This window comes from Collinsella sp. AF31-11, from assembly GCF_003475605.1.
Taxonomy (GTDB): Bacteria; Actinomycetota; Coriobacteriia; order Coriobacteriales; family Coriobacteriaceae; genus Collinsella.
Map to the genome: position 1 here is coordinate 75,133 of NZ_QRQS01000003.1, position 25,847 is coordinate 100,979.

The 25,847-nt window shown below is 60.4% G+C and carries 23 protein-coding genes and 1 riboswitch; of the genes, 11 read left to right on the forward strand and 12 right to left on the reverse strand.

Annotation, left to right across the window (positions count from 1 at the left end; genetic code table 11):
* Nucleotides 1-143: 143 nt before the first annotated feature.
* Nucleotides 144-1,001 (reverse strand): LysR family transcriptional regulator, encoded by an 858-nt coding sequence (locus tag DWZ22_RS02355; RefSeq protein ID WP_117734542.1) that lies wholly within the window; start codon nucleotides 999-1,001, stop codon nucleotides 144-146.
* Nucleotides 1,002-1,119: 118 nt separating this feature from the next.
* On the opposite strand from DWZ22_RS02355, the gene DWZ22_RS02360 reads away from it, so the two are divergent.
* Nucleotides 1,120-2,031, forward strand: a complete 912-nt coding sequence (locus DWZ22_RS02360; RefSeq protein ID WP_118405324.1) for a DMT family transporter — start codon at nucleotides 1,120-1,122, stop codon at nucleotides 2,029-2,031.
* 140 nt (nucleotides 2,032-2,171) lie between these two features.
* Nucleotides 2,172-4,421 carry a KUP/HAK/KT family potassium transporter gene (locus DWZ22_RS02365; protein ID WP_118405325.1) on the forward strand — a complete coding sequence of 750 codons (2,250 nt, stop codon included), beginning with the start codon at nucleotides 2,172-2,174 and terminating at the stop codon, nucleotides 4,419-4,421.
* Between the two features lie 79 nt (nucleotides 4,422-4,500).
* Here DWZ22_RS02365 and bsh read toward each other — a convergent pair whose 3' ends face one another.
* Both bsh and DWZ22_RS02375 read right to left on the reverse strand, forming a co-directional pair.
* Nucleotides 4,501-5,466: a choloylglycine hydrolase gene (gene bsh / locus DWZ22_RS02370; protein WP_118405326.1), complete on the reverse strand. Its 966-nt coding sequence runs from the start codon at nucleotides 5,464-5,466 to the stop codon at nucleotides 4,501-4,503.
* A 243-nt stretch (nucleotides 5,467-5,709) separates the two neighbouring features.
* Entirely contained in the window at nucleotides 5,710-6,129 is a 420-nt protein-coding gene (locus DWZ22_RS02375; protein ID WP_117734546.1) for a peptide deformylase, read from the reverse strand.
* A gap of 194 nt (nucleotides 6,130-6,323) precedes the next feature.
* Between DWZ22_RS02375 and DWZ22_RS02380 the strand changes: the two genes are divergently transcribed.
* Nucleotides 6,324-7,637 carry an NCS2 family permease gene (locus DWZ22_RS02380; RefSeq protein WP_117734547.1) on the forward strand — a complete coding sequence of 438 codons (1,314 nt, stop codon included), beginning with the start codon at nucleotides 6,324-6,326 and terminating at the stop codon, nucleotides 7,635-7,637.
* 137 nt (nucleotides 7,638-7,774) lie between these two features.
* Complete coding sequence (locus DWZ22_RS02385; protein WP_147335817.1) at nucleotides 7,775-8,440, forward strand: alpha/beta hydrolase; 666 nt, start codon at nucleotides 7,775-7,777, stop codon at nucleotides 8,438-8,440.
* A gap of 61 nt (nucleotides 8,441-8,501) precedes the next feature.
* On the opposite strand, the gene DWZ22_RS02390 is transcribed toward DWZ22_RS02385, so the two are convergent.
* From DWZ22_RS02390 to DWZ22_RS02405, 4 genes are all read right to left on the reverse strand, one after another.
* Entirely contained in the window at nucleotides 8,502-9,836 is a 1,335-nt protein-coding gene (locus DWZ22_RS02390; protein WP_117743294.1) for a uracil-xanthine permease family protein, read from the reverse strand.
* 122 nt (nucleotides 9,837-9,958) lie between these two features.
* On the reverse strand, nucleotides 9,959-11,089 hold the full coding sequence (locus tag DWZ22_RS02395; protein ID WP_118405327.1) for a 5-methyltetrahydropteroyltriglutamate--homocysteine S-methyltransferase: 1,131 nt from the start codon (nucleotides 11,087-11,089) through the stop codon (nucleotides 9,959-9,961).
* A gap of 156 nt (nucleotides 11,090-11,245) precedes the next feature.
* On the reverse strand, nucleotides 11,246-12,142 hold the full coding sequence (locus tag DWZ22_RS02400; protein ID WP_117743296.1) for a LysR family transcriptional regulator: 897 nt from the start codon (nucleotides 12,140-12,142) through the stop codon (nucleotides 11,246-11,248).
* Between the two features lie 10 nt (nucleotides 12,143-12,152).
* Entirely contained in the window at nucleotides 12,153-13,061 is a 909-nt protein-coding gene (locus DWZ22_RS02405; protein ID WP_118405328.1) for an HAD-IIB family hydrolase, read from the reverse strand.
* Between the two features lie 61 nt (nucleotides 13,062-13,122).
* A riboswitch (TPP riboswitch) is annotated at nucleotides 13,123-13,233 on the forward strand.
* A gap of 51 nt (nucleotides 13,234-13,284) precedes the next feature.
* Between DWZ22_RS02405 and thiM the strand changes: the two genes are divergently transcribed.
* From thiM to DWZ22_RS02420, 3 genes are read left to right on the forward strand one after another with little or no spacing between them, the layout of a single operon-like run.
* On the forward strand, nucleotides 13,285-14,124 hold the full coding sequence (gene thiM / locus DWZ22_RS02410) for a hydroxyethylthiazole kinase (protein ID WP_117763686.1): 840 nt from the start codon (nucleotides 13,285-13,287) through the stop codon (nucleotides 14,122-14,124).
* 3 nt (nucleotides 14,125-14,127) lie between these two features.
* Nucleotides 14,128-14,469, forward strand: a complete 342-nt coding sequence (locus DWZ22_RS02415) for a thiamine-binding protein (RefSeq protein ID WP_233505090.1) — start codon at nucleotides 14,128-14,130, stop codon at nucleotides 14,467-14,469.
* Complete coding sequence (locus DWZ22_RS02420) at nucleotides 14,466-15,161, forward strand: thiamine phosphate synthase (protein WP_117743298.1); 696 nt, start codon at nucleotides 14,466-14,468, stop codon at nucleotides 15,159-15,161. The genes DWZ22_RS02415 and DWZ22_RS02420 overlap by 4 nt, the downstream gene beginning before the upstream one ends.
* Before the next feature lie 100 nt (nucleotides 15,162-15,261).
* On the opposite strand, the gene DWZ22_RS02425 is transcribed toward DWZ22_RS02420, so the two are convergent.
* Nucleotides 15,262-16,131 (reverse strand): patatin family protein, encoded by an 870-nt coding sequence (locus DWZ22_RS02425; RefSeq protein WP_117743299.1) that lies wholly within the window; start codon nucleotides 16,129-16,131, stop codon nucleotides 15,262-15,264.
* Nucleotides 16,132-16,388: 257 nt separating this feature from the next.
* Here DWZ22_RS02425 and DWZ22_RS02430 point away from each other — a divergent pair, with 257 nt between their 5' ends.
* The 4 genes from DWZ22_RS02430 (at nucleotide 16,389) to DWZ22_RS02445 (ending at nucleotide 19,289) form a co-directional block, all read left to right on the forward strand.
* A complete protein-coding gene (locus DWZ22_RS02430) occupies nucleotides 16,389-17,012 on the forward strand; it encodes a flavodoxin family protein (protein ID WP_117763685.1) in 624 nt (207 codons plus the stop codon).
* A 17-nt stretch (nucleotides 17,013-17,029) separates the two neighbouring features.
* Nucleotides 17,030-17,371, forward strand: coding sequence for an arsenate reductase family protein (locus DWZ22_RS02435; RefSeq protein WP_055252194.1), 342 nt, complete (start codon nucleotides 17,030-17,032; stop codon nucleotides 17,369-17,371).
* 86 nt (nucleotides 17,372-17,457) lie between these two features.
* Nucleotides 17,458-18,588 (forward strand): GTP-binding protein, encoded by a 1,131-nt coding sequence (locus DWZ22_RS02440; RefSeq protein ID WP_117763684.1) that lies wholly within the window; start codon nucleotides 17,458-17,460, stop codon nucleotides 18,586-18,588.
* Nucleotides 18,589-18,689: 101 nt separating this feature from the next.
* Nucleotides 18,690-19,289: a tRNA (cytidine(34)-2'-O)-methyltransferase gene (locus DWZ22_RS02445; RefSeq protein WP_118405329.1), complete on the forward strand. Its 600-nt coding sequence runs from the start codon at nucleotides 18,690-18,692 to the stop codon at nucleotides 19,287-19,289.
* A 29-nt stretch (nucleotides 19,290-19,318) separates the two neighbouring features.
* On the opposite strand, the gene DWZ22_RS02450 is transcribed toward DWZ22_RS02445, so the two are convergent.
* The 4 genes from DWZ22_RS02450 to DWZ22_RS02465 all read right to left on the reverse strand — a co-directional run bounded on the left by DWZ22_RS02450 (nucleotide 19,319) and on the right by DWZ22_RS02465 (nucleotide 25,835).
* The gene (locus DWZ22_RS02450) at nucleotides 19,319-21,811 is read right to left on the reverse strand and encodes an excinuclease ABC subunit UvrA (RefSeq protein ID WP_118405330.1); all 2,493 of its coding nucleotides are present in this window, start codon (nucleotides 21,809-21,811) and stop codon (nucleotides 19,319-19,321) included.
* Nucleotides 21,812-21,876: 65 nt separating this feature from the next.
* A complete protein-coding gene (locus DWZ22_RS02455) occupies nucleotides 21,877-22,995 on the reverse strand; it encodes an AAA family ATPase (RefSeq protein ID WP_118405331.1) in 1,119 nt (372 codons plus the stop codon).
* Between the two features lie 93 nt (nucleotides 22,996-23,088).
* Complete coding sequence (locus DWZ22_RS02460; protein WP_118405332.1) at nucleotides 23,089-25,092, reverse strand: translation factor GTPase family protein; 2,004 nt, start codon at nucleotides 25,090-25,092, stop codon at nucleotides 23,089-23,091.
* A gap of 254 nt (nucleotides 25,093-25,346) precedes the next feature.
* Complete coding sequence (locus DWZ22_RS02465; RefSeq protein WP_117734562.1) at nucleotides 25,347-25,835, reverse strand: N-acetyltransferase; 489 nt, start codon at nucleotides 25,833-25,835, stop codon at nucleotides 25,347-25,349.
* Nucleotides 25,836-25,847: the final 12 nt, after the last annotated feature.

Below are 25,847 nucleotides of genomic sequence, written 5' to 3' on the forward strand. Positions count from 1 at the left end.
AGTTCAATTTGTAGAACACGAATTGAACCTGAGTTCAATTTAGGCAGCAGTATAACGCCGTGCTATTTCGAGAAGTTCAATTTCAAAAATAAAATGAGCCAAACCTCGAGATTTATCCCAAGGCGATAACGACGTGCGCTCGTTTAGAGGTATTCGAGGAAACGAGCGGCGGCAAGCGAAACATCGGCCGTGCGATATATCGCATTGATCAGCCGATGAGGATGTCCCTCGAGCGGACGCACGGCAACATCGAACTGGCAGCGGCGCAAGATGAGCGCCGGAAGAATGCTCACACCCAGACCGTCCTCGACCATGGCCATAATCGCATAGTCATCCCAGGTTGACAGCTTCGAGCGCACCGCCAGGCCCGCACGACGGAACAGTGGCGTAATCTCATCGTCACTGCCACGTTCCAGCAGAATAAACTGCTCGTTGGCCAAATCAGCAAGAGAAACGGCCTTTGCAGTGGCAAGTGAAGAGTTTGCCGGCACCACCGCCATCAGCTCATCTTGCACCAACGCCCGCGATGTCATGCCGTTTCCTCGGGGCTCACGCGGAATAAAGCCCAGGTCGCAGCGCCCTTCCGCCACCCATTGCTCAATCTCCGAGTAATCGCCCATCAGCAACTCATAATCGACGTCCGGGTGATCGGCACGAAAGCGCGCAATCACCGGCGGCAGCACATGGGTCGCCACACTCGAAAACGTACCGATGCAGATTTTGCCGCGCATGAGCCCACGCATCTCATCCACCCGTCGCTGCAAACGAACAAATTCCTCGCATAACGCCTCGACCGCCGGCATAACTTGCCGCCCATCGGCAGAAAGCACTACGCCCTCGCGGCTTCTATCGAGCACTTTAAAGCCCCAGTCTGCCTCAAGATCGGCCACCATACGGCTCACGCCCGACTGCGAATAGCTCAGCCGCTCGGCGGCGCGCGTAAAACTGCCGGCGCGCACGGTCTCGAGCAGCACCTGCATCTTTTGAATATTCGTTTCCACGGCACCCCTCCACCTTTACATGAGTTTTTGTCATGTTATCCATGCATTATATTCGCTTTTCTTCTATAGCCACCTCACCCATAGTGAACATGTTCGGATATAAAGGGGACGGAAGCACATGAACAACGGACTGTTTACGTACTTAGCAGCATTGCTATTGTTTGGCTCCAACGGCATCATCGCCGCTGCCATCGCGCTGCCGAGCTCCGATATCGTGCTGCTGCGCACCTTTCTGGGAGCCCTCTCGCTTGTCACCATCCTCGTTATCACCCAACGCCATAAGCTGCAGGCGCCATCTCGTCCCCGCGAAGCCGCAGCACTCCTTCTCTCGGGAGCCGCGCTGGGCGCCAGCTGGATTTTTCTGTTCCGCGCCTACCAGACGATCGGCGTCGGCGTATCCTCGCTGCTGTACTACTGCGGCCCCATCATCGTCATGGCCCTCTCGCCGTTTATCTTTGGCGAAAAACTGACCGGCAGCAAAATCGCCGGCTTTATCGCCGTCGCCTGCGGCGCTTTTCTCATTGCAGCGCAAGGTCTCGGCGGCAACATGCCCATTGCGGGCATCGTCTGCGGCATCGCCTCGGCATTTTGCTATGCGCTGATGGTCATCGCTAGCAAGGGTGCGCCACACATCGAGGGTCTCGAGAACTCCGCGCTCCAGTTGAGCGCCGCCTTTGTGACCGCGCTGGTCCTTACGCTCGTCACCCAAGGCGCTCCCTCGTTTTTCTCCCCCAGCATCGCCGCAGGCATCGATTGGCGCGCCGTCGCTATGCTCGGCGTCGTCAACACCGGCATCGGTTGCCTGCTCTACTTTAGCGCCGTCGCCAAGCTGCCCGTGCAGACCGTCGCGGTTGTCGGCTACCTCGAGCCGCTCTCGGCCGTCGTGTTCTCCGCCGTCCTTTTGGGTGAAGTTATAACGCCAGTCCGCCTGATGGGCGCCGCACTTATCATCGGCGGCGCGATTTTTTGCGAACTCGCTGGCAAGCGCGCAAGCGCCAAGGCCGGTATCGCCCAGACAGTACGCGCTTAAAAGCCCCTGTTTTGAAATGCTACCTGCGTACATAAATAATCCCCAGCTGGGGATTATTGTCTAAAAATACCCGATGTGCCAAACTGCTCTTGTATGTATAAAGACGGCATAAAAGTTATCTGCTCAGGACAGATAACCGGATGTCTAAGGGAGTCCACGTGGCACACAACAAGTTGGAGGCAAACCTCCAAGACCAGCGCGGGCAAGGCGGGCACGGAGCCATCCCCCTCTCCGCTGGCATGCTTCTCGTAACGCTCGGCGTCGTCTATGGCGACATCGGCACGAGCCCCATGTACACCATGAAATCAATCGTCGCCAACAACGGCGGCATCGGTACCGTCAGCGAGGACATGATCCTGGGCGCGCTTTCGCTCGTCATCTGGACCATGACGCTCGTGACCACGGTCAAGTACGTGGTAATCGCCATGAAGGCCGACAACCACAACGAAGGCGGCATCTTCGCCCTGTTCAGCCTCGTACGCAAGGTGGCACCATGGCTGATTCTGCCCGCCATGATCGGCGGCGCGGCACTGCTTGCCGACGGCATCCTCACCCCCGCCGTCACGGTCACCACAGCCATCGAGGGTCTGCGCACCATCGAATGGGGCCATGCGCTGCTGGGCGACGGCCAGACCAACGTCATCATCATCACCATCATCATTATCTGCGGCCTATTTGCCATGCAGCGCGCCGGTACCTCGTCAATCGGCAAGCTCTTCGGCCCGCTCATGACGCTGTGGTTCCTGTTCCTGGCAGGCGCCGGTCTGTTCAACATGCTCGGCAACCTGTCCATCTTGCGCGCGCTCAACCCCATCCGCGGCATTATGTTCCTGTTCTCGCCCATCAACCATTCGGGCATTATGGTGCTCGGCTTTGTCTTCCTGTCGACAACCGGTGCCGAGGCACTCTACTCGGACATGGGCCACGTGGGCAAGGCAAACATCTATGCATCCTGGCCATTTGTTAAGGCGGCCCTTATCTTCAACTATCTGGGTCAGGGAGCTTGGCTACTCGCCAATAACTCCAACCCCCAGATGCTCGCGATGGATATCGTCAACCCGTTCTATATGATGCTTCCCGAGCCCCTACGCCCCTTTGCCATCGTGCTTTCGGCCGTGGCGGCCATCATCGCCTCACAGGCGCTCATCACCGGCTCGTTCTCGCTGGTATCCGAGGCAACGCGCCTCAACCTTATGCCGCATCTGCGCATCCACTACCCCAGCGACACCAAGGGCCAGCTCTATATTCCGCTCGTCAACAAACTCATGTGGGTCGGCTGCATCTTTATCGTGCTGCTGTTCCAGAACTCCGAGCGCATGGAAAGCGCCTATGGCCTCGCCATCACCGTGACCATGCTCATGACCACGACGCTTTTGACGAGCTATATCGCCGGCATTCTCAAGCACAAGCTGGGTGCCTGCGTCTTCGCCCTGCTCTTCGGTGCCATTGAGCTGTGCTTCTTCGCCTCGTGCCTTACCATGTTCTTTGACGGCGGCTATGTGATGATCTTCCTGGCCTCGCTGCTGTTTGGCCTTATGTATGTGTGGCGCCGCGGCACCGCCATCGAGCGCACGCAGACGATCCTGCTGCCGGTCTCCAAGTACATCGATCAGCTCAACCGCCTGCGCAACGACGAGACCTATCCCGTGCTCGCCGACAACCTGGTGTTCCTCACCAACAGCCCCGATCCGCTCACACTCGACCGCGACGTGCTCTATTCCATCCTGGACAAACATCCCAAGCGCGCCAAGGCATACTGGTTCATTAACGTGCATGTCACCGATGAGCCCTATACGCACGAGTATTCCGTCGAGACCTTTGGCACGGACTTTTTGTTCCGCGTGCGCCTGGACCTGGGCTTTAAGGTCAACCAGCGCGTTAATGCCTACCTGCGCCAGATCGTTGGCGACCTGATGGCATCGGGCGAGCTGTCGCCGCAGCACCACACCTACTCCATCTATGAGACGCGCGGCAACGTGGGCGACTTCCGTTTTTGCATGCTGCGCAAGATGCTCGCCCCCGAAACGGACATCAACCGCAACGACCACCGCGTGATGGCCATCAAGTACGCCGTCCGCCGCGCCTGCGGAAGCCCGGCACGCTGGTACGGTCTTGAGAACTCGGCCATCATCATCGAGTACGTGCCGCTGTTTGCCCGCATGCGCCCGGCCGTTAAGCTCGTGCGCACCCAGGTGCCGCTCGAGGTTCAGATCGAAGAGGCCGAGGAAATGGAAGTCGACATCTTCTCGGACGACTTGGTCAACGGCAACGAGGCCGGTAGGGACATGAACGTCGATCCCACCGAGCTGCTCGAGAGCGTCGCCGATACGCCCGAACAGCAACAGCTCGACGGTCTTGAGAACGAACAACTCAACGACGCCAACTTCTAGCGACGTCACAAATCAACGACAGCGGCCCTGCACCTCACGAGAGACGCAGGGCCGCTTTGCATTGCAGTAAAGCTAACGGCTACGAACGACGCGGCTCGGGAACCACGAGCCTATCGGGGCTCGCGCCCTCGGCATCCATCAGGCTCACGTAGCGAATCGACGGATCCTCATACATCGCATAGTAATAATTGCCCGTGCGCGCGCTAAAGCATCCGGTGTAGATAGTCTTCTCGAACTTGCCATCGCCCATCCTGGACGCCCCCTCAATCATCACCACGCCCTCGAGTGAGCGGAACATGCGGACGACGTTTTCGGCCTCGCTCTCCTTTTGCGGGTAATTGGCATTGAGGTACGCCGCCTTTACAAAACGGCTCGGCGAATAGCAGTCACCGGGAATGCCGCGCATGCCGGCACCCGCGCCATAGGGTTTGAGCTCGGCGCCACGCCATGTCGCCGTCTGCGGAAAATCGCTTGTGGCTGTGATATAGGTGCGCAGGTTTTCCATGTGCCACGGGAAGGTCGGCTGGTTGGCAAGGGTGTCGACCGGATCGTCGTATACATGCAGGCCGTCAGCCATCATCTCGACCACGATGCTGCGCTGGCTGTCGCCGATAATCCAATGGAGCAGCGACACGCCCAGCCCCTCTCCGGCAGATTTGGCGACAATCACCGTGTCGCGCAGCGCGGCCTCGACCTCATCGACCGTCGAGAACGTCGCTGCCACCCACAGGGGAAACTCATAGGCCGCGATATTGGTCTTTCCATCAACCGGGCCCTCGGCATACTCGGCATAGCCGGGGAAGTTAAGCCCCGCCACAGCCAGACCCGCATCGTTACCACAGTCGAAAAACATGGGATAGTTCTTGTAATCGATGCACATGCCGATTACCGCGTGTGCCGCCGACGCATCGTCGATAAACGAATACGGAATGTGAAACCCGCGCGGCATCACACGAACCTGTTGGCCGTAGTCAAAGCTCCAGTCGAGGTTGCGGCCTAGATACATGTGGTCAGAATTATCGGTAAATCGAATGCTCGTGCACATAGCGCCTCCTAGCTCAATGTTCTTACTAGGCTCATTGTCACCAAACAAAGGAGCGCTAAACAAAAAGTCCGGACATGACAACAATGTCATACCCGGACTTTACAAGCAAGATAGACCCAACCAAGTCAACCCCGCAGGTCGTCTAAGGGGTCAAAGTGCCGCAGATTGCCACGAAAGAGGAGCGAAGCGTACTTAAGGTACGCGAGCGACGATTGAGCGGCAAGGTGCGGTGCTTTGGTCCCCTTAGACCAACTTGCCAAGACAGTGATCAATCATGTGTTGGATCATCTGTGCCTCAAAACCCGCGTAGTCGCGGCGGCACTCCTTCATCTTGCCGTCGACGATCTGGTCAAAGGCAACCTTGCACTTGATGTAGCGCGTGGACTTGGTGATCTCGTCGTGCGTCAGGCAGCTCTCCTCCATCTTGCTGGCGCCCAGGCCAAACACCAGACGGGGGTTGTAGAGCACGTGGGGCTCGCCGGCATCGTCCAGATAGACGCAGACCTTCTTGGTGACGCCAATCTGGTTGGCGGCAAGGCAGCCGGCATCCTCGAGCGACTTAATGGTATCGATCAGGTCCTGTGCGACCGACTCGTCCTCGACAGTCGCAACCTCGCAGCGCTGGGACAGGATGACCTCGTCGCGGCAGAGCTCTTTAATCATACGTTCCTCCAAAGAGTTCGTTGTAACCGCTTAAGTATACGGTACCTACACATTTTCATACGAAAAATACCGCACGTCTGCCCCCAAAGCGCCGAACATCAACATGCGAGGAACACTAACTATAAAAAGGCGATATAGTAAGGAAGTTCGTGTCAATCGGCCTAAACTCGGGGCCGAACAAGGAAAGGGTATGCATGGACGAACTTTTTCACGTCAGTGAGCGCAAGTCCACAATCGGGACCGAACTTCGCGCTGGACTGACAACATTCCTGGCGATGGCCTACATCATCGCCGTCAACCCCGCGGTGCTCTCGGGCGCCGGCATCGATGCGGGAGCGCTCGCCTGCGCCACTTGTCTGGGCGCCGGCATCATGACCATCTGCATGGGCATCTTCGCCAACCGCCCGCTCGCCTGCGCGTCGGGTCTGGGCATCAACGCCATGATTGCGGGCATCACCACCACCATGTGCGGCGGTGACTGGCACGTGGCCATGAGCGTTATCTTCCTCGAGGGTGTCGTCATCTTGCTGCTCGTCCTTTGCGGCCTGCGCGAGGCCATTATGGACGCCATCCCCGTGGTCCTGCGCCACGCCATCTCGGTTGGTCTGGGCATGTTCATCGCCATGATCGGCCTGTGCGATGCCGGCATCATCACCGCTGGCGCCGGTACGCTTGTCGGCCTGGGCGACATCACCTCCCCCACCTTTATCGTCGGCATCATCTCCATCGTCGTGACGGTTGCCCTGGCTTCCCGCAACGTGCCGGGCTCGCTGCTCATCGGCATCATCGTCGCCGTTATCGCCGGTATCCCGCTGGGCGTCACCCATGCGCCCGAGGGCCTTATCGCCCCGCTCGACTTCTCGACCTTTGGCGCCCCGTTTGCCAGCACCGCCGACGGCAACATGGCCATCGTGAAGGTTCTGACCGACCCGATGCTGCTCGTCGTTGCCTTCTCGCTGCTCATGAGTGACTTCTTCGACACCATGGGCACCGCGATGGCCGTCGCCAAGCAGGGCGAGTTCCTAACCGAGGACGGCAATGTCGAGGACATCCGCCCCATCCTGGTCGTTGACTCCGTGGCCGCCGCTGCCGGTGGCTTTATGGGCGTCTCCTCCATCACCACCTTCGTCGAGTCCACCTCCGGCGCTGCCGACGGTGGCCGCACGGGCCTCACCTCCGTCACCACCGGCGTGTTGTTCATCCTCGCCGCGTTCTTCTCCCCCGTCGTCTCCATCGTTTCCAGTGCCGCCACCTGCGGCGCCCTGGTCTACGTCGGCTACCTCATGATGAGCGAGGTCTCCGAGATCGACTGGTCCGACGTGTCGCAGGGCTTCCCGGCGTTCATGATTGTCGCCGGCGTGCCCTTCACCTACTCCATCTCTGCCGGTATTGGCCTGGGCTTTATCGCCTACGTGGTCGTCGCGCTCTTTAAGGGCGAGGCCTCCAAGATCAAGCCGCTCATGTGGATCGCAGCCCTTGCCTTCCTCGTCTACTTCTTCGTGGCGTAACGGCATAGTCTGCTAACGCAAAACAACAAGGCGCGGAGTCGCATCGAGCGGCTCCGTGCCTTTCTTTTAGCGTCTGTCCCCGTACCAGCGTGCGACAATTGAGGCTGTCAATATCACAACACCGAGAGAAGCCTGCCTTGGTAGCACATCATAAGCAGATAACCGTTTATTCAGAGTGTGTGGAAGGCGCGCCCGTCATCTACCTCCCCGTTGCCATGGGCGACGGTAGTGAAGTCTACAAGCGCTGCCGAGAGCTCGACTGCCCGCCGTTCGCCCTTGTCGCCATTGGAGGGCTCGATTGGAATCGCGAGCTGAGCCCCTGGGCATGCGACGGAACTATACGAGATGCCGAGCCCTTTGGCGGACAGGCTGCTGGTTTTCTTGACGAGTTGTTGAAGCAGATAATCCCCCAGGCCGAATCATCGCTCCCGCAACCGCCCTCCTGGCGCGGCGTTGCCGGCTACTCGTTGTCGGGTCTTTTTGCATTGTGGGCACTTTGGCAAACAGATGTCTTTGAGCGCGCGGCGAGTGCATCGGGGTCGCTGTGGTTCCCCGGCTTTATCGACTACGCGCGCGAGCGCACGATGACAGCTACGCCCGACGCCGCCTATCTGTCGCTCGGTAAAAAGGAAACCAAGACGCCCAACCGCATGATGCGGCACGTACTCGACGATACGCGCGCGATGGAAGAGCTGTTTATCGAACGCGACATTCCAACAACGCTGGAGCTCAACCCCGGCAATCACTTTGCCCAAACTGACCTGCGCATGGCGCGCGGCATCCACTGGATACTGACGCATTAAAAATGGTGCCCACGCGCATATACGCATGGGCACCATATCTTGTTTTAGCTGAACGCAGCTGCTACTTAGCAGCCTCCTCAAGCTCAGAAGTATCGAACTCAAAATCATTGCCGGGCAGAATCGCATTGAGCACGATACCCACCAGCGAGCCCACGGCAAGACCGGAAAGCGAAATCGTCACGCCGCCCAGCTCCAGCACGATGGCGCCAGCGGTGCTGTACGCAATACCGAGCGAAAGCACAAGCACCAGAGCGGCCACCAGCACGTTGCGGTTGTTCTGGAAATCGACCTGGTTCTCGATGAGGTTACGGACGCCCACAGCGCTGATCATGCCGTAGAGCACGAGCGACACGCCGCCGATAACGCATGCCGGCATGGCTGCGATGACCGCAGCGAACTTGGGGCAGAACGAAAGCACGATGGCACAACACGCGGCAATGCGGATCACGCGCGGGTCGAACACGCGCGTCAGGGCGAGCACGCCGGTGTTCTCGCCATAGGTGGTGTTGGCCGGAGCGCCAAAGAGCGAAGCCAGAATCGTGGCAAAGCCGTCACCGAGCAGCGTGCGATGCAGACCAGGATCGGCGATGTAGTTACGCTCGCAAGTGGAGCCGATAGCCGAGATGTCACCGATATGCTCGATCATGGTCGCAAAGGCCAACGGCATAATGGTGATGATGGCCGTCGTGGCAAGGCCGCTATCGAACTGCGGGCCAAAGAGCGCAAACACGGTGTTGTCCCACACGATGGGCAGACCGACCCACGGAGCGGCGGCAACGCCCGAAAAATCGACCTCACCCAACGCAGCCGCGACGGCATAGCTCACCACGACGCCCAGCAGGATCGGCACGATCTTGACCATGCCGCGACCCCAAATATTGCATACGACAATGACGGCCACAGCGACAACGGCAACAAGCCAATTGGTCTGGCAGTTGGCGATAGCAGAGCTTGCCAAGATCAGGCCGATGGAAATGACGATGGGGCCGGTCACCACCGGCGGAAAGAAGCGCATAACGCGCTTGGCGCCAAAGGCGCGGAACAGCGCTGCCAGCACCGGATAGAGCAGACCGGCGCAGGCAACGCCCAGGCAGGCGTAGGGCAAAAGCTCGGCCTCGCCGTTGGGCGCAATTGCGGCATAACCGGCAATAAAGGCAAACGATGAGCCCAAAAATGCCGGCACCTTACCGCGCGATAGGAAGTGGAACAGCAGCGTGCCCAAGCCGGCAAACAAAAGCGTTGCCGACACCGAGAGACCGGTGAGCACGGGCACCAGCACCGTGGCGCCAAACATGGCAAACAGGTGCTGCAGACCGAGCAGGAACATGCGCGGGCGGCCGAGCGACGATGCGTCGTAGATGGCATCGCTAACGGCGGGCGTCGAGAACTGGGACATTGATGTCCTTTCGAATGGAAGGGCGATCGGGCATATCGGATAACCTGCCCGAACGATACGATCCGAACCATTGTACGCGATACGCAGCGCCTCGCACGCGCCGCCGCCTGCGAACGGCATCGTTATTTCCAGACACGCTCCACAATACGCTTGACCAGCGCAATCTTTGCCCACTGCTCGTCCTCGGTCAGCTTGTTGCCAATCTCGCAGCTGGCAAAGCCACACTGCGGAGACAGATACAGGTTCTCGAGCGGCACGTACTTTACCGCCTCGCGGATGCGCTCGACGATGGCGTCTTCGTTCTCGAGCTCTGCCGCCTTGGTGGTCACCAGGCCCAACACGACCTTCTTGCCGGGGGTAACGTACTTGAGCGGCTCAAAGCCACCGGCACGCGGCGTATCGAACTCAAGATAGAACGCATCGACGTTCTCGTGTGCGAACAGGTACGGCGCGATGGGGCCATAGCCGCCCTCAAAAGCATAGGTAGAGTGGTAGTTGCCGCGGCACACGTGCGTGTTAATGACAAGGTCATCGGGCTTGCCCTCGATTGCGGCGTTGTTGAGCGCCACGCCCAGCTCGCTCACCTTTTGCAGGTCAACCGGGCTCATACCGGTCTTGGACACAAAGTCGGCATCGCAATAGATGCCCCAGGTGCAGTCATCAAATTGAATGTTGCGGCAGCCTGCGGCATACAGGTCGGCAATAACGGTGCGGTATGCTGCGGCGATGGCATCGGCGAGATCTTCGTCGGTCTTGTAGACGGCGCGCAGGCTCTCCTGCTGGCCATCGCAGCGGTCGAGCGTGACTTCGGAGAACGTCTGGATCGGCGCCGGAATGGTCTGTCGCGCGACCTGACCCCCCTCGAGCGCCTTGACAAATTTGAAGTGCTCGACGAACGGATGATTCTCGCCGCTAATGGGACCGGTTACCACGGCGGTGTCGGCGGTAGTCTCCTCATCGTGGAACATATAGCCTGTACGCGAGGTGCGACGCTCGACGCCGTTCAGCCCCCACATAAAATCGAGGTGCCAGTAGCTGCGGCGAAACTCGCCATCGGTGATGACCTGCAGGCCGGCGGCCTTTTGCCTTGCCACCAAATCGCGGATGGCATCGTCCTCGACGGCCTTAAGCCCCTCGGCATCAAGCGTGCCTGCCGTATAGGCAGCACGAGCGTCCTTTACGGCCTGCGGACGAAGAAAGCTGCCGACGATATCGGCGCGAAACGGTGCGTTCGGTTGAATCGAAGTGCTCATAGATATCTCCCTTTTGCATTGGTTGCTTTACCGGGACAGAGTATGAGCGTTCATATGGCCATCGTAAAATATACGTTTATAACAGTTTGATATAGATGCTTCCTATGTCACTCTGGACTGCCATAAAGGGACTTGAACCGTGGGGAACACAGCAGCCTAGATATGCTGACGAATCGCGTCGATATAGGCCCGACCGTAGCGCGTGAGCGTCGTGTTCTTGCGCGTGATAATGCCAATCTCCATGTACTCGTCCACGTCGAGCGGAATCGAGATAATGCCGGGGCCGTTGAGCTCGTGGCTAATCACGCCCGAACACACCGTGTAGCCGTTGAGACCCATGACCAGGTTGAACAACGTCGCGCGGTCGCGCACGCGGATATTCTTGCGACGCTCAAACGTCGAGGTCAGCTCCTCGGAATAGTAAAACGAGTTGTAGCTGCCCTGCTCGTAGGACAGGAACGGGTAGTCTTCCAGATCCTCGAGCGTCACGCTGGAGCGGTCCGCCAGCGGATGGTCGGCACAGACGAAGATATGAGGCGTGGCACAGAAGAGCCCTTCGAACACGAGCTCGTTGGCCGCCAGCATGCGCTCGATGACCTCGCGGTTGTGCTCGGACAGATATAGGATGCCCAGTTCGCTTTTCATATGCGCGACGTCCTCGATAATCTCGTGAGTCTGCTCCTCGCGCAGGGTAAAGTCGTAGCGCGCGGCATCGAACTCACGGATCACATCGACAAACGCGTTGACGGCAAAGGAGTAATGCTGGCAGCTCACGCTAAAATGCGGCACCTGCTCGGATGCTCCTTTGTACTTACCCTCGAGCAGATCAGCCTGATCGAGCACCTGGCGCGCATAGCCCAAGAAGGTCTCGCCCTCCTCGGACACAATGACGCCCTTGTTGGTGCGCTCAAAGATATGCACGCCCATCTCGTTTTCGAGATCGCGAATCGACGCGGTAATCGAAGGCTGCGACACATAGAGGCGACGCGAGGCCTCGGTGATGCTGCCACATTCGGCAACCTTTACAACGTACCTGAGCTGCTGAAGCTTCATGGCTTTCTCCCTAGACGTTCGCGATGCCGAAGTCTGCCGCGTTCATCTGACGCATAAATGACGGCATCTCACCCGTCGCGGCGCAGGCGGCAATCTGATGCAGCGCTGCGGCAACCGCATCATCTGCCGCAGCGCCGATATGCCAGCGTGCGGCAGCCGTGACGGCCTCGTTGGCATTGGCGACCGCAACGGAGTTGGGAACGGCATCGATCATGGGCAGGTCGTTATCGGAATCGCCAAATACGGCCACCTCGTCGGGCGTTAGGCCCAAAGCGCGCGCCAGCTCCAGCGCAGCGCAGCCCTTGTCCCAACCAGCCGGAAGGATGTCGAACAGGCGCACACGGTTGTTGGGAAACACAAGCGAGAGCTCCGGCACCTCGGCGGCAACGTGCTCGCGTAGCTCCGCGAGTTCCTCACGCGAACGGGCGCTCCAGATATTCGCCTTGAACACCGGCGCATCATCGACGACAGGGCGGCACGGGGCCTCTTCGCCCTTGAGCCACGCATTGCCGCCCGATTCCATAGCGCGGCGCACACGCTCGGCATCACGTGTCACGCAATAGGCATCGTTATCCCAAAAGCCATCACCCAAGCTGTATACCTTCAGATAGGTATCGTCGGTTTCTTCTTCCAGATAGGCGGCCAAGCGCATAAGCGCATCGTTATCGGTCGCACGCGAGGCGACCACTTCGCCATCGACAAACATGACCTGGCCGTTGCAGAATGCACCGGTCGAAAAACACTCGGAATGATTTTTAAACATCCAGCCCATCGCAGACGGTTGGCGACCCGAAACCGGACCAAAGTGCAGACCCGCCGTCTGCATGGCATGAATGCCCTCGATGGCATAGTCGCTGGCGCCGTCATGCCCGGCCGGAATCAGCGTATCGTCCATATCGGTCAGCACGAGTTTGATCATAAGGTCCCCCAGTCGTTTTCATCCTAACCATTGTACCGATGCGCTAGTATAGGGAACAACAGATTCGATGCGGGAGTGCCGGCGGTGCAAACCACAAGGCTGAGAGGGCATGGGGCCCAATCCTTTGAACCTGTCAGTTAATGCTGGCGTAGGGAGCATGCCGCCTTTTTAGGGGCGCTGTCTATGCACAGCGCCCCTTTTCTATGCCAAGGAGGCATGTGCAGTGATCGATTCGGAACAGCTTAAGCAAAACGTGGTCAAGGCCGTGGAGGAGATTCGTGCCACCAATCCCATGGCCGGCTCCATCACCAACACGGTAACGATTGACTTTGTCGCCAACGCGCAGCTCGCCGTGGGCGGTTCGGCCGCCATGGTCTATCTGCCCGACGAGGGCGAGGCACTCGTTGCCGGCGGCGGCGCCATCTATCTGAACATGGGCACGCTCTTCCCCATCTACGAGCAGACGATTCCCCGCGCGGCCAAGGCGGCACATGACGCCGGCAAGCCCTGGGTGCTCGATCCGGTGGGCCTGGGCATCGGCAGCCTGCGCACCCAACTGGTAAACGAACTCAAGCAGTACAAGCCCGCCATCGTGCGCGGCAATGCCTCCGAGATTATCGCGCTCGCCGGTCTGTGGGGCCTTGAGGGCGAAGCGGCCGATCTGAGCCGCGTGCGTGGCGTCGATACCACCGACACGGTAGACGCCGCCCGTGATGCCGCCGTGGCGCTCGCCCGCTACACCGGCGGCGCCGTAGTGGTCTCGGGCGAAGTCGACCTGATTACCGACGGCACGACCGTTGCCAAGTCCCACGGCGGCAGCCCACTCATGTCCAAGATCACCGGCTGCGGCTGTTCGCAGGGCGGCGTGCTGGCCGTGTACGCCTGCGCCACCGACCCGTTTACGGCGGCCATCTGCGGCACCGCCGTCTACAACGTTGCCGGCACGCGTGCCGCCGCCGTCGCCGATGCCCCGGCAAGCTTTAAGGTCGCCTTTATCGACGAGCTCTACCTCGCAACCGCCCAGGACATTGCCGATAACCAACTCGAGCTCGAGGAGGCATAAGCCATGTCCAAGCCCGCAACCAATGCCGGCATGAACACACTCGTCGCTGTGGCCATCGCCCCGTGCGGCACCGGCGACGAGCTATCTGCCGAAGTCGCCGAGGTCGTACACGTCATTCGCGAGAGCGGCCTTCCCAACCGCACCACCTCGATGTTCACCGAGATCGAGGGCGACTGGGACGAGGTCATGCAGGTCGTGCGCGACGCGACCTTCGTGTTGGCGAGCAAGGGCATCCGCACCGAAGTCGTGCTCAAAGCCGATATTCGACCCGGATTTACCGACACCATGACCGGCAAACTCGAGCGCATGGAAGCGCAGATCAAAAAGCAGGAGGAAGCACGATGAGCATCCGCGACAACCTTGATATCTCGGCCTACCTGGTACTCGGCCCCGAAAACACCCTCGGACGCCCCGTGAGCGATGTGGTGACCCAGGCGCTCGATGCCGGCTTTACCTGCATCCAGGTGCGCTCCAAGGTGGCAAGTGCCCGCGAGATCATCGCACTGACGGGCGATGCCGCACAGGCCATCGCTCAGGCCGGCAAAACCGGACAGGTCGCTCTGCTGATCGATGACCGTCTTGACTGCGTACTCGCCGCACGCGAGCAGGGCATCGCTGTCGACGGCGTGCATGTTGGCCAGAGCGACATCCCCGTCGAGGTCTGCCGCAAACTTTTGGGCCCAGATGCCATCGTGGGCCTTTCGGCCCGCTGCGAGGAGATGCTCGAGTACGTCAAGACCGCCGACATGAGCCTGGTCGATTACCTGGGCGTAGGCCCGCTCCACGAGACCGAGACCAAGCGCGACTGCGGACGTGCTGCCGACGGCTCCATCATCACCAAGAGCTTTGAGGACCTGGCTGCCCTCCATGCGGCAAGCCCCGTGCCCATCGTGGTGGGCGGCGGCGTCAAAACGGCCGATCTTCCGCAGCTCAAGACCACCGGCGTCGACGGCTTCTTTGTGGTGAGCGCCGTCTGCAGTGCCGACGACCCCTACGCCGCAGCCAAGGAGCTCGTCGATACCTGGCAGCAGGCATAGGCCCATGCCAAGCAGCTGCTCCGCAGCCCCATATCTTCAATAGCGGAAAGCGCATCCCAGTTTGGACGTCCATTTTGGGATGCGCTTTCCGCCGTGGCCCCTACCCCGCCAGATACGCTTCCAGCGCCGGCAGCGTCGCCTCCGCATCGCGACGGCCGATCTGATAGATGCGCTCGAGCTCATCGGGCTCGCGGCACAGCGACGGCACCTTCACCGATTCGCTCGGCCGCACCACAAAGATCTCGCCAGCGGCTTCGCGGCGCGCCAGGTCATCGAGCGTGGCATTGTAGACCTCGTGCCGATGCTCAAGAGCCGCGACAAACTCCGGATAGTGACGATACACGCGACGCAGCATGGGCATCACGCTATTGGGTTGCTTTACAAAGCCCGCCGGCTGCGTCAGCACCACCACGTTGCGGTCATAACCCTGCTCAAACAGCCAAGTGCTGGGAATGGAATCGGCAACACCGCCATCCAAGTACTTACGACCCTCGATGGCAACAGGACGCGTCGCTACGGGAATCGCCGACGACGCCCGGATCCACTCAATATCGCGCTCGTCGCCATAGGGCAGGTCATGGTAGACGGCCTGCCCCGTCTTAAGATCGGTACATACGCACGTAAACCGCATGGGGCAGGCGCGATATGCCTCCAGATCGATGGGATCGCGCTCGATGGGTACCTCATGATAGGCAAACTCGGCATTGAACATATCGCCGGTTCGCAACCAGCTCGTCACGCTCGCATAGCGCTTGTCGGCGCAATAGGCCTTGTTGTAGCGAATGGCGCGGCCGATCTGGCGCGATTTAAAGTTGTAGCCAAACGCCGCGCCCGCCGAGACTCCCACCATATGGTCGCAGGTCAAGCCGTGCTCCATCCATACGTCGAGCACGCCCGCCGTATACATACCACGGTAGCCGCCTCCCTCGAGCGCAAGCCCCACCGTGCGCGTCGTATCTGGCTGTGCCATGCAACCATCTCCGTTCTCATGCTTTTGAACTAAACAAGTATATCTGTCAACGTATGCCGTCAAAAACGTGTTTATAAGCATTTATCGAACGTTTCCCGATGTATCCCCATGCCGCACCGCAATGCCCCTAGATGGCCTTGGGCATGAACGCCCTTAAGAACGTTGCGAAATAAACATCGCCTGCACCGTGCCAACGCCGTCGCACACAACGTGAGATAATTCTCAGCAGAATTCACCGATAGCAGATGGAGTTTGTGATGAAGGTTCTTTTGGTCAATGGCAGCCCCAAGGCAAACGGCAACACGGCCCGCGCACTCGCCGAGGTCGCCGAGCAGCTCAACGCCGAGGGCATCGAGGCCGAGATGTTTCAGCTGGGCGCCAAGCCTATTCGCGATTGCATCGGTTGCGGCCAGTGCGGCAAGCTCGATTGCCGTTGCACCTTTGACGACGATGTGGTCAACGAGCTGATTGCCGCTGCCGAGCAGGCAGACGGCTTTGTCTTTGGCTCGCCCGTCTACTACGCACATCCCAGCGGACGCATCCTCTCGGCACTCGACCGCGCATTCTATGCAGGCAGCAAGGCCTTTGCGCACAAGCCGGGCGCCGCTGTCGCCGTTGCCCGCCGCGGCGGCACGTCGACCACCTTCGACGTGCTCAACAAGTACTTCACCATCAACCAGATGCCCGTGGTAGCATCCACCTACTGGAACAACGTCTTTGGTGCCATGCCGGGTGAGGCCACCCAAGACGCCGAGGGCCTCGCCACCATGCGAAACATCGGCAATAACATGGCCTGGCTACTGCGTTGCATCGAGGCGGGAAAGGCCGCCGGCATCGAAGCCCCCCAGGCCGATCGCGCTAGGACCAACTTCATCAGGTAGAACGGCGGAACCAAACAATGAACGTGCAGATCTTCGGTACCAAAAAGTCCTTCGATACCAAGAAGGCCCAGCGCTATTTTAAGGAGCGCCGCATTAAGGTGCAGTTTATCGACCTTAAGGAAAAGGAGATGAGCAAGGGCGAGCTCACGAGCGTGATGCAGGCGGTCGGCGGCATCGACAAGCTGCTCAACCCCAAAGCCAAGGACGAGGAGACGCTCGCGCTCATCCAGCATCTCACCCCCAGTCAGCGCTTTGATAAGCTGCTCGAGAACCAGCAGGTTCTGGCCGAACCCATCGTGCGCAACGGCAAAAAGGCCACCGTCGGCTATTGTCCCGACGTATGGGGAGCCTGGGAGTAGCCTGTGTTATTTGCCCGTGCGTGGGTATAAGAGCAGGCGTTTGGCATAAGATTCAGCTGTAAGCCATGTCTAACAAAGGAGGGCACATGCCCAACAAACCCGTGAAGATCATCATGCTTACCGGATACCTCGGTGCCGGCAAGACCACGCTGCTCAACCACATCCTCGCCAACGACGGTGGCATCCGCGCTGCCGTGATCGTCAACGATATCGGCGAGATCAACGTCGACGCCAGCCTCATCGCCGACGGCGGCCTTTCCGAGACCGACGACCTTATCCCGCTCACCAACGGCTGCATCTGCTGCACGCTTTCGGACGACCTGGCCAACCAGCTGCAGGGCATCGCCGATTCGGGCAAGTTCGACTACATCATCATCGAGGCTTCGGGGATTTGCGAGCCTATCCCCATCGCCTACACCATCTCGAGCTTCTGCGACGAGGCCAAGGTGAGCGGCGAGCCCAAGCTTGCGCTCGACAACATCGTGGCTGTGGTCGACTGCGCCCGCATGTACGACGAGTTCAACGGCGGTCGCGACCTGCTAGCCGAGGATATCGACGAGGACGACATCGAGAGTCTGCTCATCCAGCAGATCGAATTCTGCTCCACGCTGGTCCTCAACAAGACCGACACCGTGACGCCTGAGCAGATCGCCGAGCTCAAGGCCATCGTGCGCAGCCTGCAGAAGGACGCCGTGATTGTCGAGGCCCAAAACGGCGAGGTCCCCATGGAGGAGCTGCTCGACACCGACCGCTTCGACTTTATGCGCGCCTACAACTCCGCCGCCTGGATCGAGGCCATGGAGCATCCCGAGGAGCACGACGACCCCGAGGTGCTCGAGTACGACATCGAGACCTTTGTGTACTCGCGCCGCAAGCCGTTTGACCTGCAGAAGTTCACCGATTTTGTCGAGCAGGAGTGGCCCGACGAGGTCATTCGCGTCAAGGGCCCGCTGTGGCAGACCGGCGATCCGGACATGTGCTACATGTTTGAGCAGGCCGGCCACCAGATGCGCCTGATGGAGAACGGTCTGTTTGTCGATTCTGCACCCGAGGATGAGAAGCAGAAGATTATCGACGAGAACCCCGAGATCATGCAGATTTGGGACGACGAGACGGGCGATCGCATGACGAGCCTGTGCATCATCGGCCGTCACATGGACAAGGACGCGCTCATCGCCGCCCTCGATGCCTGCCTGACCGACTGGCACCGCGCCTAGGTTTAACGAAGCTAGCATTTTTCCGCCCACGTAACTGCCAAACCACCACGAAGGTGCCTGTCCCCTTCGTGGTGGTTTTTCATTCTGAGCCAAGGAGATTCATGTTCAATATCGTGCTATACGCGCCCGAGATTCCGGCCAATACAGGCAATATCGGCCGTACCTGCGTGGTCACTGGCACTCGCTTGCACCTGGTAGAGCCGCTGGGCTTTTCGCTCGACGACAAGACGGTGCGTCGAGCCGGCCTGGGCTACTGGCAAAACCTGAACGTGACGACATATGCCAGCTGGGAGGATTTCCTTGCGCGCAACGGTCTCTCCCCCGCCGACGAGCGCCTGCACCTGCTGACCAAAAAAGCGCGCCGCACCTATGCGCAAAGCACCTACCGCGACGGTGACTATCTGGTCTTTGGCAGCGAGAGCTCGGGGATTCCCGAGCCACTGCTTGCCGCGGCGCCTGAGCGCTGCGAGCGCATCCCGATGCTGCGCGATTGTGACTCACTCGATAATGCCGAGGCATGGGAAGCCCACGAGGAATCGCTCGGACATACCGAGGACAGCCACGAGGCCATCCTTCAACAGGATATCTGCGGCAACTTCGTCGACCCGAACGACTACCGCATCAGCGCACTCAACCTCTCCAACAGCGCCGCCATCGTCCTCTACGAGGCCCTGCGTCAGACAGGCTTTCCCGGAATGTGACAAAGGGACCGTCCCTTTGTCACATTCGGTTAGAGGTAGCGGCCGGTAATGCTCTTGGGGCAGGCCGCGATGTCGTCCGGCGTGCCGGCGCAGACGACCTGCCCGCCGGCATCGCCGCCGCCCGGGCCCATATCGATCACGTAGTCGGCGTTACGGATAAGGTCGAGATCGTGTTCGATCACGATAACCGTGGCGCCCTTGGCAACGAGGCCATCAAACACGCTCAGCAGCACCTGAACATCGAGCGGATGCAGACCGATGGTGGGCTCGTCGAACACGAATATGGCATCGTCCTGCACGCGGCCCATCTCGCTCGCAAGTTTGAGTCGCTGCGCCTCGCCGCCCGAGAGCGCCGGCGTGGGCTCGCCAAGTGTCAGGTATCCCAGCCCCAGATCGTGAAGCGTCTGCAGGCGTGCCTGAACTTTCTTGAGTCCGACGGTCGCGTCGAGGGCCTCATCCACGCTCATATCCATAAGTTGCGGCAACGTAAGCAGGCTGCCGTCCTTTCCCTCGCGATGGACATGTGATGCTGCGTCTGCATAACGCGAGCCACGGCATGCAGGACAGACGATCTCGACATCGGGCAAAAACTGCACGTCAAGCGATATCGAGCCCGTGCCATCGCACGTAGGGCAACGCAAAGCGCCGGTGTTGTAGCTAAAGGCACCCGCCTTATACCCCGCCGCCTTGGCCTCGGGCGTGCGGGCGAAGGCACGGCGCAGCTCATCGTGGATGTCGGCATAGGTTGCCACCGTCGAGCGCACGTTGGCGCCGATGGGCGTGGCGTCAATCAGGTTGGCGCGCGCGATACCCTCGGCATCGACCCAACGCACGTGCCTGGGCAGGCGCTCGCCGGCCGCCTGCGCCTTGAGTGCCGGGATGAGCGTCTCGAGCACCAGCGTCGTCTTGCCCGAACCCGAAACGCCCGTCACCGCGACAAGGCGGCCGCGCGGGATATCGACTTCGAGTGGTTTGACGGTATGGATGGCATCGATCGCCATGCGGATATGGCCTTGGTCGAACATTTCGTCGTCAGCCACCTGCGGGCGCAGACGCTTGGGCTCTGCGCGCAAAAACGGGACGATGCGGCTGCCCTGCGATTGTTCGACCTCGTCTACCGTACCGGCGGCGATTACATGGCCGCCGTCTGCTCCGGCAACGGGGCCCATCTCGACCAGATAGTCGGCTTCTGCCAGCACGCGCGTGTCGTGGTCGACAACAACCACGGTGTTGCCGTCGTCCACCAGATCGCGCATCACGTCCACCAAGCCGTCGACATTGGCAGGATGCAAGCCGATCGAAGGCTCGTCCAGCACATACAGCACGCCCGTCGATCGGTTGCGCACCACGCGGGCAAGCTGCACGCGCTGGCGCTCACCCGTAGACAGCGTGACACCGGCGCGGTCGAGCGAAAGGTAATCGAGGCCCAGATCGACCAGGCGGCGAGCCGTACTCAAAAACGAATCGCAGATGTCCCCGGCCATGGGTCGCATCTCAGTCGGCAAGGATGCGGGCACCCCGCGCACCCACTCAATCGCCTCGCCCAGCGTCATGGCCGCCGCCTGCGCCAGATTGATACCGCGCACCTGAGACTGGCGCGCGGCATCGGAAAGACGCGTGCCTCCGCAGTCGCGGCACGGCCCCTCGTGCAAAAAGCGTGCAACGCGCTTGAGCCCCTTGTCATCCTTAACCTTGGCGAGCGCATTCTCAACGGTATAGACGGCGTTGTAATAGGTAAAGTCGAGCGGCGTGGCACCCTCGCCGTTTTTGGGAACGTAGAGAATGTGCTTTTTAACCGCCGGACCATGGAACACGATGTCGCGTTCGGCGGGCGTGAGCTGGCTAAACGGCACGTCGGTACGCACGCCCATCTCGCCGGCTACCTGCTTCATCAGATCCCACATGAGTGTGCCCCAAGGAAGCACCGCGCCCTCGTTGATAGTCTTTGACTCGTCGGGCACCAGGCTCGCCTCGTCCACCTCGCGCATGACGCCGGTACCGCCGCAGGTAGGACACGCGCCGCCGCTGTTAAAGGCAAGGTCCTCGGCACTCGGCGCGTAGAATTCACGGCCGCATGCGGGGCACGTGAGCGACAGGCCCGCGGCGACGTTAAGGCTCGGCTCCACGCGCGCCCCGCAGTGCGGGCAAACGTGATGGGCGCAGCGGCTAAAGAGCAGACGCAGGCTGTTGTTGAGCTCGGTCATGGTGCCAAAGGTCGAGCGCACGCCCGGCACGCTGGGGCGCTGATGCAATGCGAGTGCCGCCGGCACGTGCAGCACCTCGTCCACCTGAGCGTGCTCGGCCTGCGTCAGACGACGGCGGGTATAAGTGCTGAGCGCCTCCAGATAACGACGCGAGCCCTCGGCATACAGAACCCCCAGCGCCAGCGAGCTCTTGCCCGAGCCCGACACGCCGGCAATACCCACGAGCCTTCCCAGCGGAATATCGATATCGATGTCTTTGAGGTTATGGACGCGCGCACCGCGCACCTCGATAGCACTTGGTTGTTGCGACACCGTCATCGCTCCCCTTCCTGTTAATCGAATGTGACAAAGGAATGTGACAAAGGGACAGTCCCTTTGTCACATCACTCGTGCCATAAAACACGATCGCGAATGTATTTGCCCAGCATAGGCACGCTAAACCGGACGAGGCCGTATCCGGCAGCCTCGATGACGCGCTCGCGAATCAGGCTTGCGCGATATTTACTCGCCCAGCTCTGGGTACGGTCGCAGCGCTCAATGATATCCGCCATACGCGTCGGCTTGTCCTCGTCAACCGCCATGGCCTCGATAAAGAGACGCTGCGGACTACGCAACCCGTAATACAGAGGCGCGTCAACCGCTTCGTAGAACTCGGAGACGGCATCCGCATGGCCATCCTCGACATCGCGCCTTTCAATGACCTGTGAGCCACGCCGGACAGCAGACCGCCACATGTAATATCCCACCAGCTGAACCATATAGGGATGCCCCATGCTCTTGTGTGCCGCAAGGTTCGCCGTCTCCGCATCAACGGAAAGGCCGGCGTACTCGATCGTCTGGACATATGAATCGCGCACCTTGGGCAAAGAAATCGCCCCCAACGTACGCTGCTGGGCGCGTCGCAAAAACGTCACGCTCGGCTCTTCGAGCAGATCGTCAACCATACTGGGCAAGCCGGCAAAAACCAGCGCAAGACCACGCTGGTCGCTATCGGGCAAGCCCGTGGCATCCTGATCTCCGAGCACCTGCTGATAGAGAACGGCGAGAGCCGCCAGTTCCTCGATAGACGCAGATTGAGCCTCGTCAATCGCAAACAGAATACCCTTGCTTGGGCCGAGTTTCTTGAGACGTTCGTTGACCAGCCCTCGCAACGTCTCGCCTTTTGCCCGCGCCGCCTCGACCGACATTCGGCCAAATGACGGACCAAACTCCATTGACGTCACAACGGGTTTATTCGAGCGAAGCGCGTCGGTCAAGCGGTCGCATAAACCAAGCGAAGCGGAATCGGAGACAACCGCCCATCCGCGCTCGCTGGCCAGACGTTGCAGCTCCCGTAGGAGAACCGTCTTGCCGCAGCCGCGGTTTCCCGTAATGAGCATGAGCCTGCCCGGCGCTCCCGCGCCGTTATCGAGTCCTTCCTCAAAATCTTCGATGACCGACTCGCGACCGATGAGCACCGGAGGTCGCTTACCAGCCGTTGGCTTAAAGGGATTTGGATTCATGTCGGCCTCCTCGGATTGGCAAACGCTGGTAATAGTTATACCAACTTATACCGAGTTACACCAACTGAATGTGACAAAGGGACTGTCCCTTTGTCACATGTAGCCGAAAAATTCCGCGTCGGCGGGGCGATAGGGGCGGAAGGTGGCGGGATCGATCTTTACGTGTGCCGCGGCGGGCACGTCGTACCATTTGACCGTATAGCCGGCGCCGTGGGCGCAAAAGACCGAATCGGGCGTGTTGGGCAGATCGGCCTCGGGCTCGTAGGCGGCCGTCTCGATGACGCGCTCGGCATCATGGCATGCCGCATAACCGGCGAACTCCAGGTACAGATGTCCGCGGCCGCTCGTGTAGGCAGCCACCTCCAGCGCATAATCCTGTACCTCGGATGCTGGCACGCGACCCACAAGCTTCGCCCGGTCGCCCGCCATCGCCGGCGGCTCGTACTCGGCGCCCATGCGCGTGACATCCGAAAGCGCCCTGCCCACGCAATCTCCCGGCACCTCGAGCTCAAAGTGGTACCACGGCTCCAACAGCACCGCCGCACCCGCCTCGCGTGCCCGCATCAAACCCTGACGAATCGCGCGGTACGTGGCCTGGCGAAAATCACCGCCTTCGGTGTGTTTGGCATGTGCACGGCCACCCGTAAGCGTAATGCGCACATCGGTGATGGGCGAGCCGGTCAACACGCCCAGGTGATCGCGCTCCATGGCGTTGGTGAGTGCCAAACGCTGCCAGTTCAGATCGAGCTCGTCGGTCGAGGTCACGGTGCCAACCTGCACGCCCGAACCCGCTGGCAGCGGCTCCAGGCGCAGGTGCACCTCGGCGTAATGGCGCAGCGGTTCAAAGTGGCCCACGCCCTCGACCGGCTGCGAGATCGTCTCCTTATAGAGAATGCCGCCGGGCTCAAACTCAATCGAAAGGCCAAAGCGATCGGCCAACACCCGCTGCACGACCTCTAGCTGCACGGCGCCCATCAACTGCAAGTGAATCTGCTCAAGATGCGTATTCCAGCTTACGCCGAGCATGGGGTCTTCGTCCGCCAGCTCAGTCAGCGCTTTAAACACCGCATGGACATCATGTTCGCCCGGGAGCACCGTATAGGTAAGGACCGGCGCAATGACGGGCGCATCGCACCCGGGCTCCACACCCAAGGCATCCCCCGGGCGAACGTGCGCAAGACCCGTCACGGCACAAATACCGCCAGCGGCAACTTCCTGGGCAAGCTCGTACTTCTCTCCGTTATAGATGCGCACCTGATCGACTTTCTGCCCCCATACCTCGGCACCGGAGCGCCCCTCGATCATCTGTTTTGCACGTAGCGCGCCGCCGGTCACTTTAACCCAAGCCAAGCGCTCGCCACGAACACCTCGGCTGACGCGATAGACACGCGCGGCGAACTCCGGGGCCCACGCCTGTTCACGCATCAGCGTGCACATGCCATCCAGCAGCTCGCCCACGCCCTGGTCCTTGAGCGCCGAGCCGGCAAAGCAGGGAAAGAGCTTGCGCTCGACAACCATGCGCGACAGCGTTGCGACAGAAAGCTCGCCCGTCTCAAGAAACTCATCGAGCGCCGCCTCGTCCAACGCAGCAGCGTCCTCTTGAACGGCACCACCCGCCAGTAGTTCGCTGGCATCTAGGCAGCCCTCGGAAAGGCGCTGCCCAAGTTGTGCCAGTAAAACATCGCGGCCGGGATTCTCCAAATCAATTTTGTTGATAAAGACGAACGTCGGGATGTCATAGCGCGCAAGCAGGCGCCACAGGGTTTCGGTGTGTCCCTGCACGCCATCGTTGGCGCCCACAACCAAAATCGCATAGTCGAGCGCGCGCAGCGTGCGCTCCGCCTCGGCCGAAAAATCGACGTGACCGGGGGCGTCCACGAGCATGACGTGGGTATCGCCGTGGTCGAGCACGGCCTGCGACGAGAAAATCGTGATGCCGCGCTCGCGTTCGATAGCGTTGGTATCCAGGTGCGAGTCGCCGTCGTCCACACGGCCGCGCTTGCGAATGCGACCTGCGTTGAACAGCATGGCCTCGGCCAGCGTAGTCTTGCCGGCATCGACATGCGCCAAGATTCCAACGACCGCTTGCTTCGACATGGCTCTCCTCTTATTGCAAGCCCATCGCACGTGGCAACGGGCACCCTCGTTCCACACTGGATGATACAATTTACGGGCCGGCGGGCGAAGCGGGCCCTATCCCCCGACCGAGCTCATCGCCCCGCGTTGCCGCGCGGCGATTTTCGCAGGTTCGCGCCTTGCGAAAGCCGGCTTGCAAAACAGCGCATCGAACGAAAATGGCCCCGCCCGGGGCCATTTTCATGTACATGGATTGTTGATACGCGTCCTCGCTCTTATGCCTCGCGCAGCCAGTCGAACGCAACACGCGGCGTGCCGTCCGACACATACACGACTCCGGCGCGCTCGAACCCCGCCTTCATGCTCGCACCCTGCATGGGCAGGTTGTCCGCGTGCGTATCGATACGCAGATGGTCGGCACGCTCCTTGGCAAAGGCAAACATCGCGGCCGCGATACCGTGCACGGTGCCGTCGGACGCCACGCGGTGCAGCACGGCGTACGGAGTGTCGCTACGCCACTGACCGTCCTCGATGACGTCATAGCACTCGTCCGGGCCCGGCAAAAAGGCAAACGTCGCCACCACGCGACCGTCGACTTCGCACACATAGCTGCCGCCGGCGGCGATATCGGCAGTCAGCTGCTCGGCCGAAGGCGTGCCCTCGGGCCACTGCGTGGCGTTGCCATGCGCGCGCATAAAGGCGCGGGCGACGTCATAGATGGCCATGACGGCGGGAATGTCGGTATCGAGGGTTTTTCTGATCATCACGCGGCGACC

Coding starts and splice junctions, on each gene's coding strand:
- DWZ22_RS02425 (WP_117743299.1), bottom strand. CDS start 16,131: ATGGCACAGCCAGATACGACGCGCACGGTGGGGCTTGCGCTCGAGGGA.
- DWZ22_RS02465 (WP_117734562.1), bottom strand. CDS start 25,835: ATGATCAGAAAAACCCTCGATACCGACATTCCCGCCGTCATGGCCATC.
- DWZ22_RS02390 (WP_117743294.1), bottom strand. CDS start 9,836: ATGTCCCAGTTCTCGACGCCCGCCGTTAGCGATGCCATCTACGACGCA.
- DWZ22_RS02460 (WP_118405332.1), bottom strand. CDS start 25,092: ATGTCGAAGCAAGCGGTCGTTGGAATCTTGGCGCATGTCGATGCCGGC.
- DWZ22_RS02445 (WP_118405329.1), top strand. CDS start 18,690: ATGTTCAATATCGTGCTATACGCGCCCGAGATTCCGGCCAATACAGGC.
- DWZ22_RS02455 (WP_118405331.1), bottom strand. CDS start 22,995: ATGAATCCAAATCCCTTTAAGCCAACGGCTGGTAAGCGACCTCCGGTG.
- DWZ22_RS02375 (WP_117734546.1), bottom strand. CDS start 6,129: ATGATTAAAGAGCTCTGCCGCGACGAGGTCATCCTGTCCCAGCGCTGC.
- bsh (WP_118405326.1), bottom strand. CDS start 5,466: ATGTGCACGAGCATTCGATTTACCGATAATTCTGACCACATGTATCTA.
- DWZ22_RS02430 (WP_117763685.1), top strand. CDS start 16,389: ATGAAGGTTCTTTTGGTCAATGGCAGCCCCAAGGCAAACGGCAACACG.
- DWZ22_RS02360 (WP_118405324.1), top strand. CDS start 1,120: ATGAACAACGGACTGTTTACGTACTTAGCAGCATTGCTATTGTTTGGC.
- DWZ22_RS02450 (WP_118405330.1), bottom strand. CDS start 21,811: ATGACGGTGTCGCAACAACCAAGTGCTATCGAGGTGCGCGGTGCGCGC.
- DWZ22_RS02380 (WP_117734547.1), top strand. CDS start 6,324: ATGGACGAACTTTTTCACGTCAGTGAGCGCAAGTCCACAATCGGGACC.
- DWZ22_RS02405 (WP_118405328.1), bottom strand. CDS start 13,061: ATGATCAAACTCGTGCTGACCGATATGGACGATACGCTGATTCCGGCC.
- DWZ22_RS02365 (WP_118405325.1), top strand. CDS start 2,172: ATGTCTAAGGGAGTCCACGTGGCACACAACAAGTTGGAGGCAAACCTC.
- DWZ22_RS02400 (WP_117743296.1), bottom strand. CDS start 12,142: ATGAAGCTTCAGCAGCTCAGGTACGTTGTAAAGGTTGCCGAATGTGGC.
- DWZ22_RS02440 (WP_117763684.1), top strand. CDS start 17,458: ATGCCCAACAAACCCGTGAAGATCATCATGCTTACCGGATACCTCGGT.
- DWZ22_RS02420 (WP_117743298.1), top strand. CDS start 14,466: ATGAGCATCCGCGACAACCTTGATATCTCGGCCTACCTGGTACTCGGC.
- DWZ22_RS02415 (WP_233505090.1), top strand. CDS start 14,128: ATGTCCAAGCCCGCAACCAATGCCGGCATGAACACACTCGTCGCTGTG.
- DWZ22_RS02395 (WP_118405327.1), bottom strand. CDS start 11,089: ATGAGCACTTCGATTCAACCGAACGCACCGTTTCGCGCCGATATCGTC.
- DWZ22_RS02435 (WP_055252194.1), top strand. CDS start 17,030: ATGAACGTGCAGATCTTCGGTACCAAAAAGTCCTTCGATACCAAGAAG.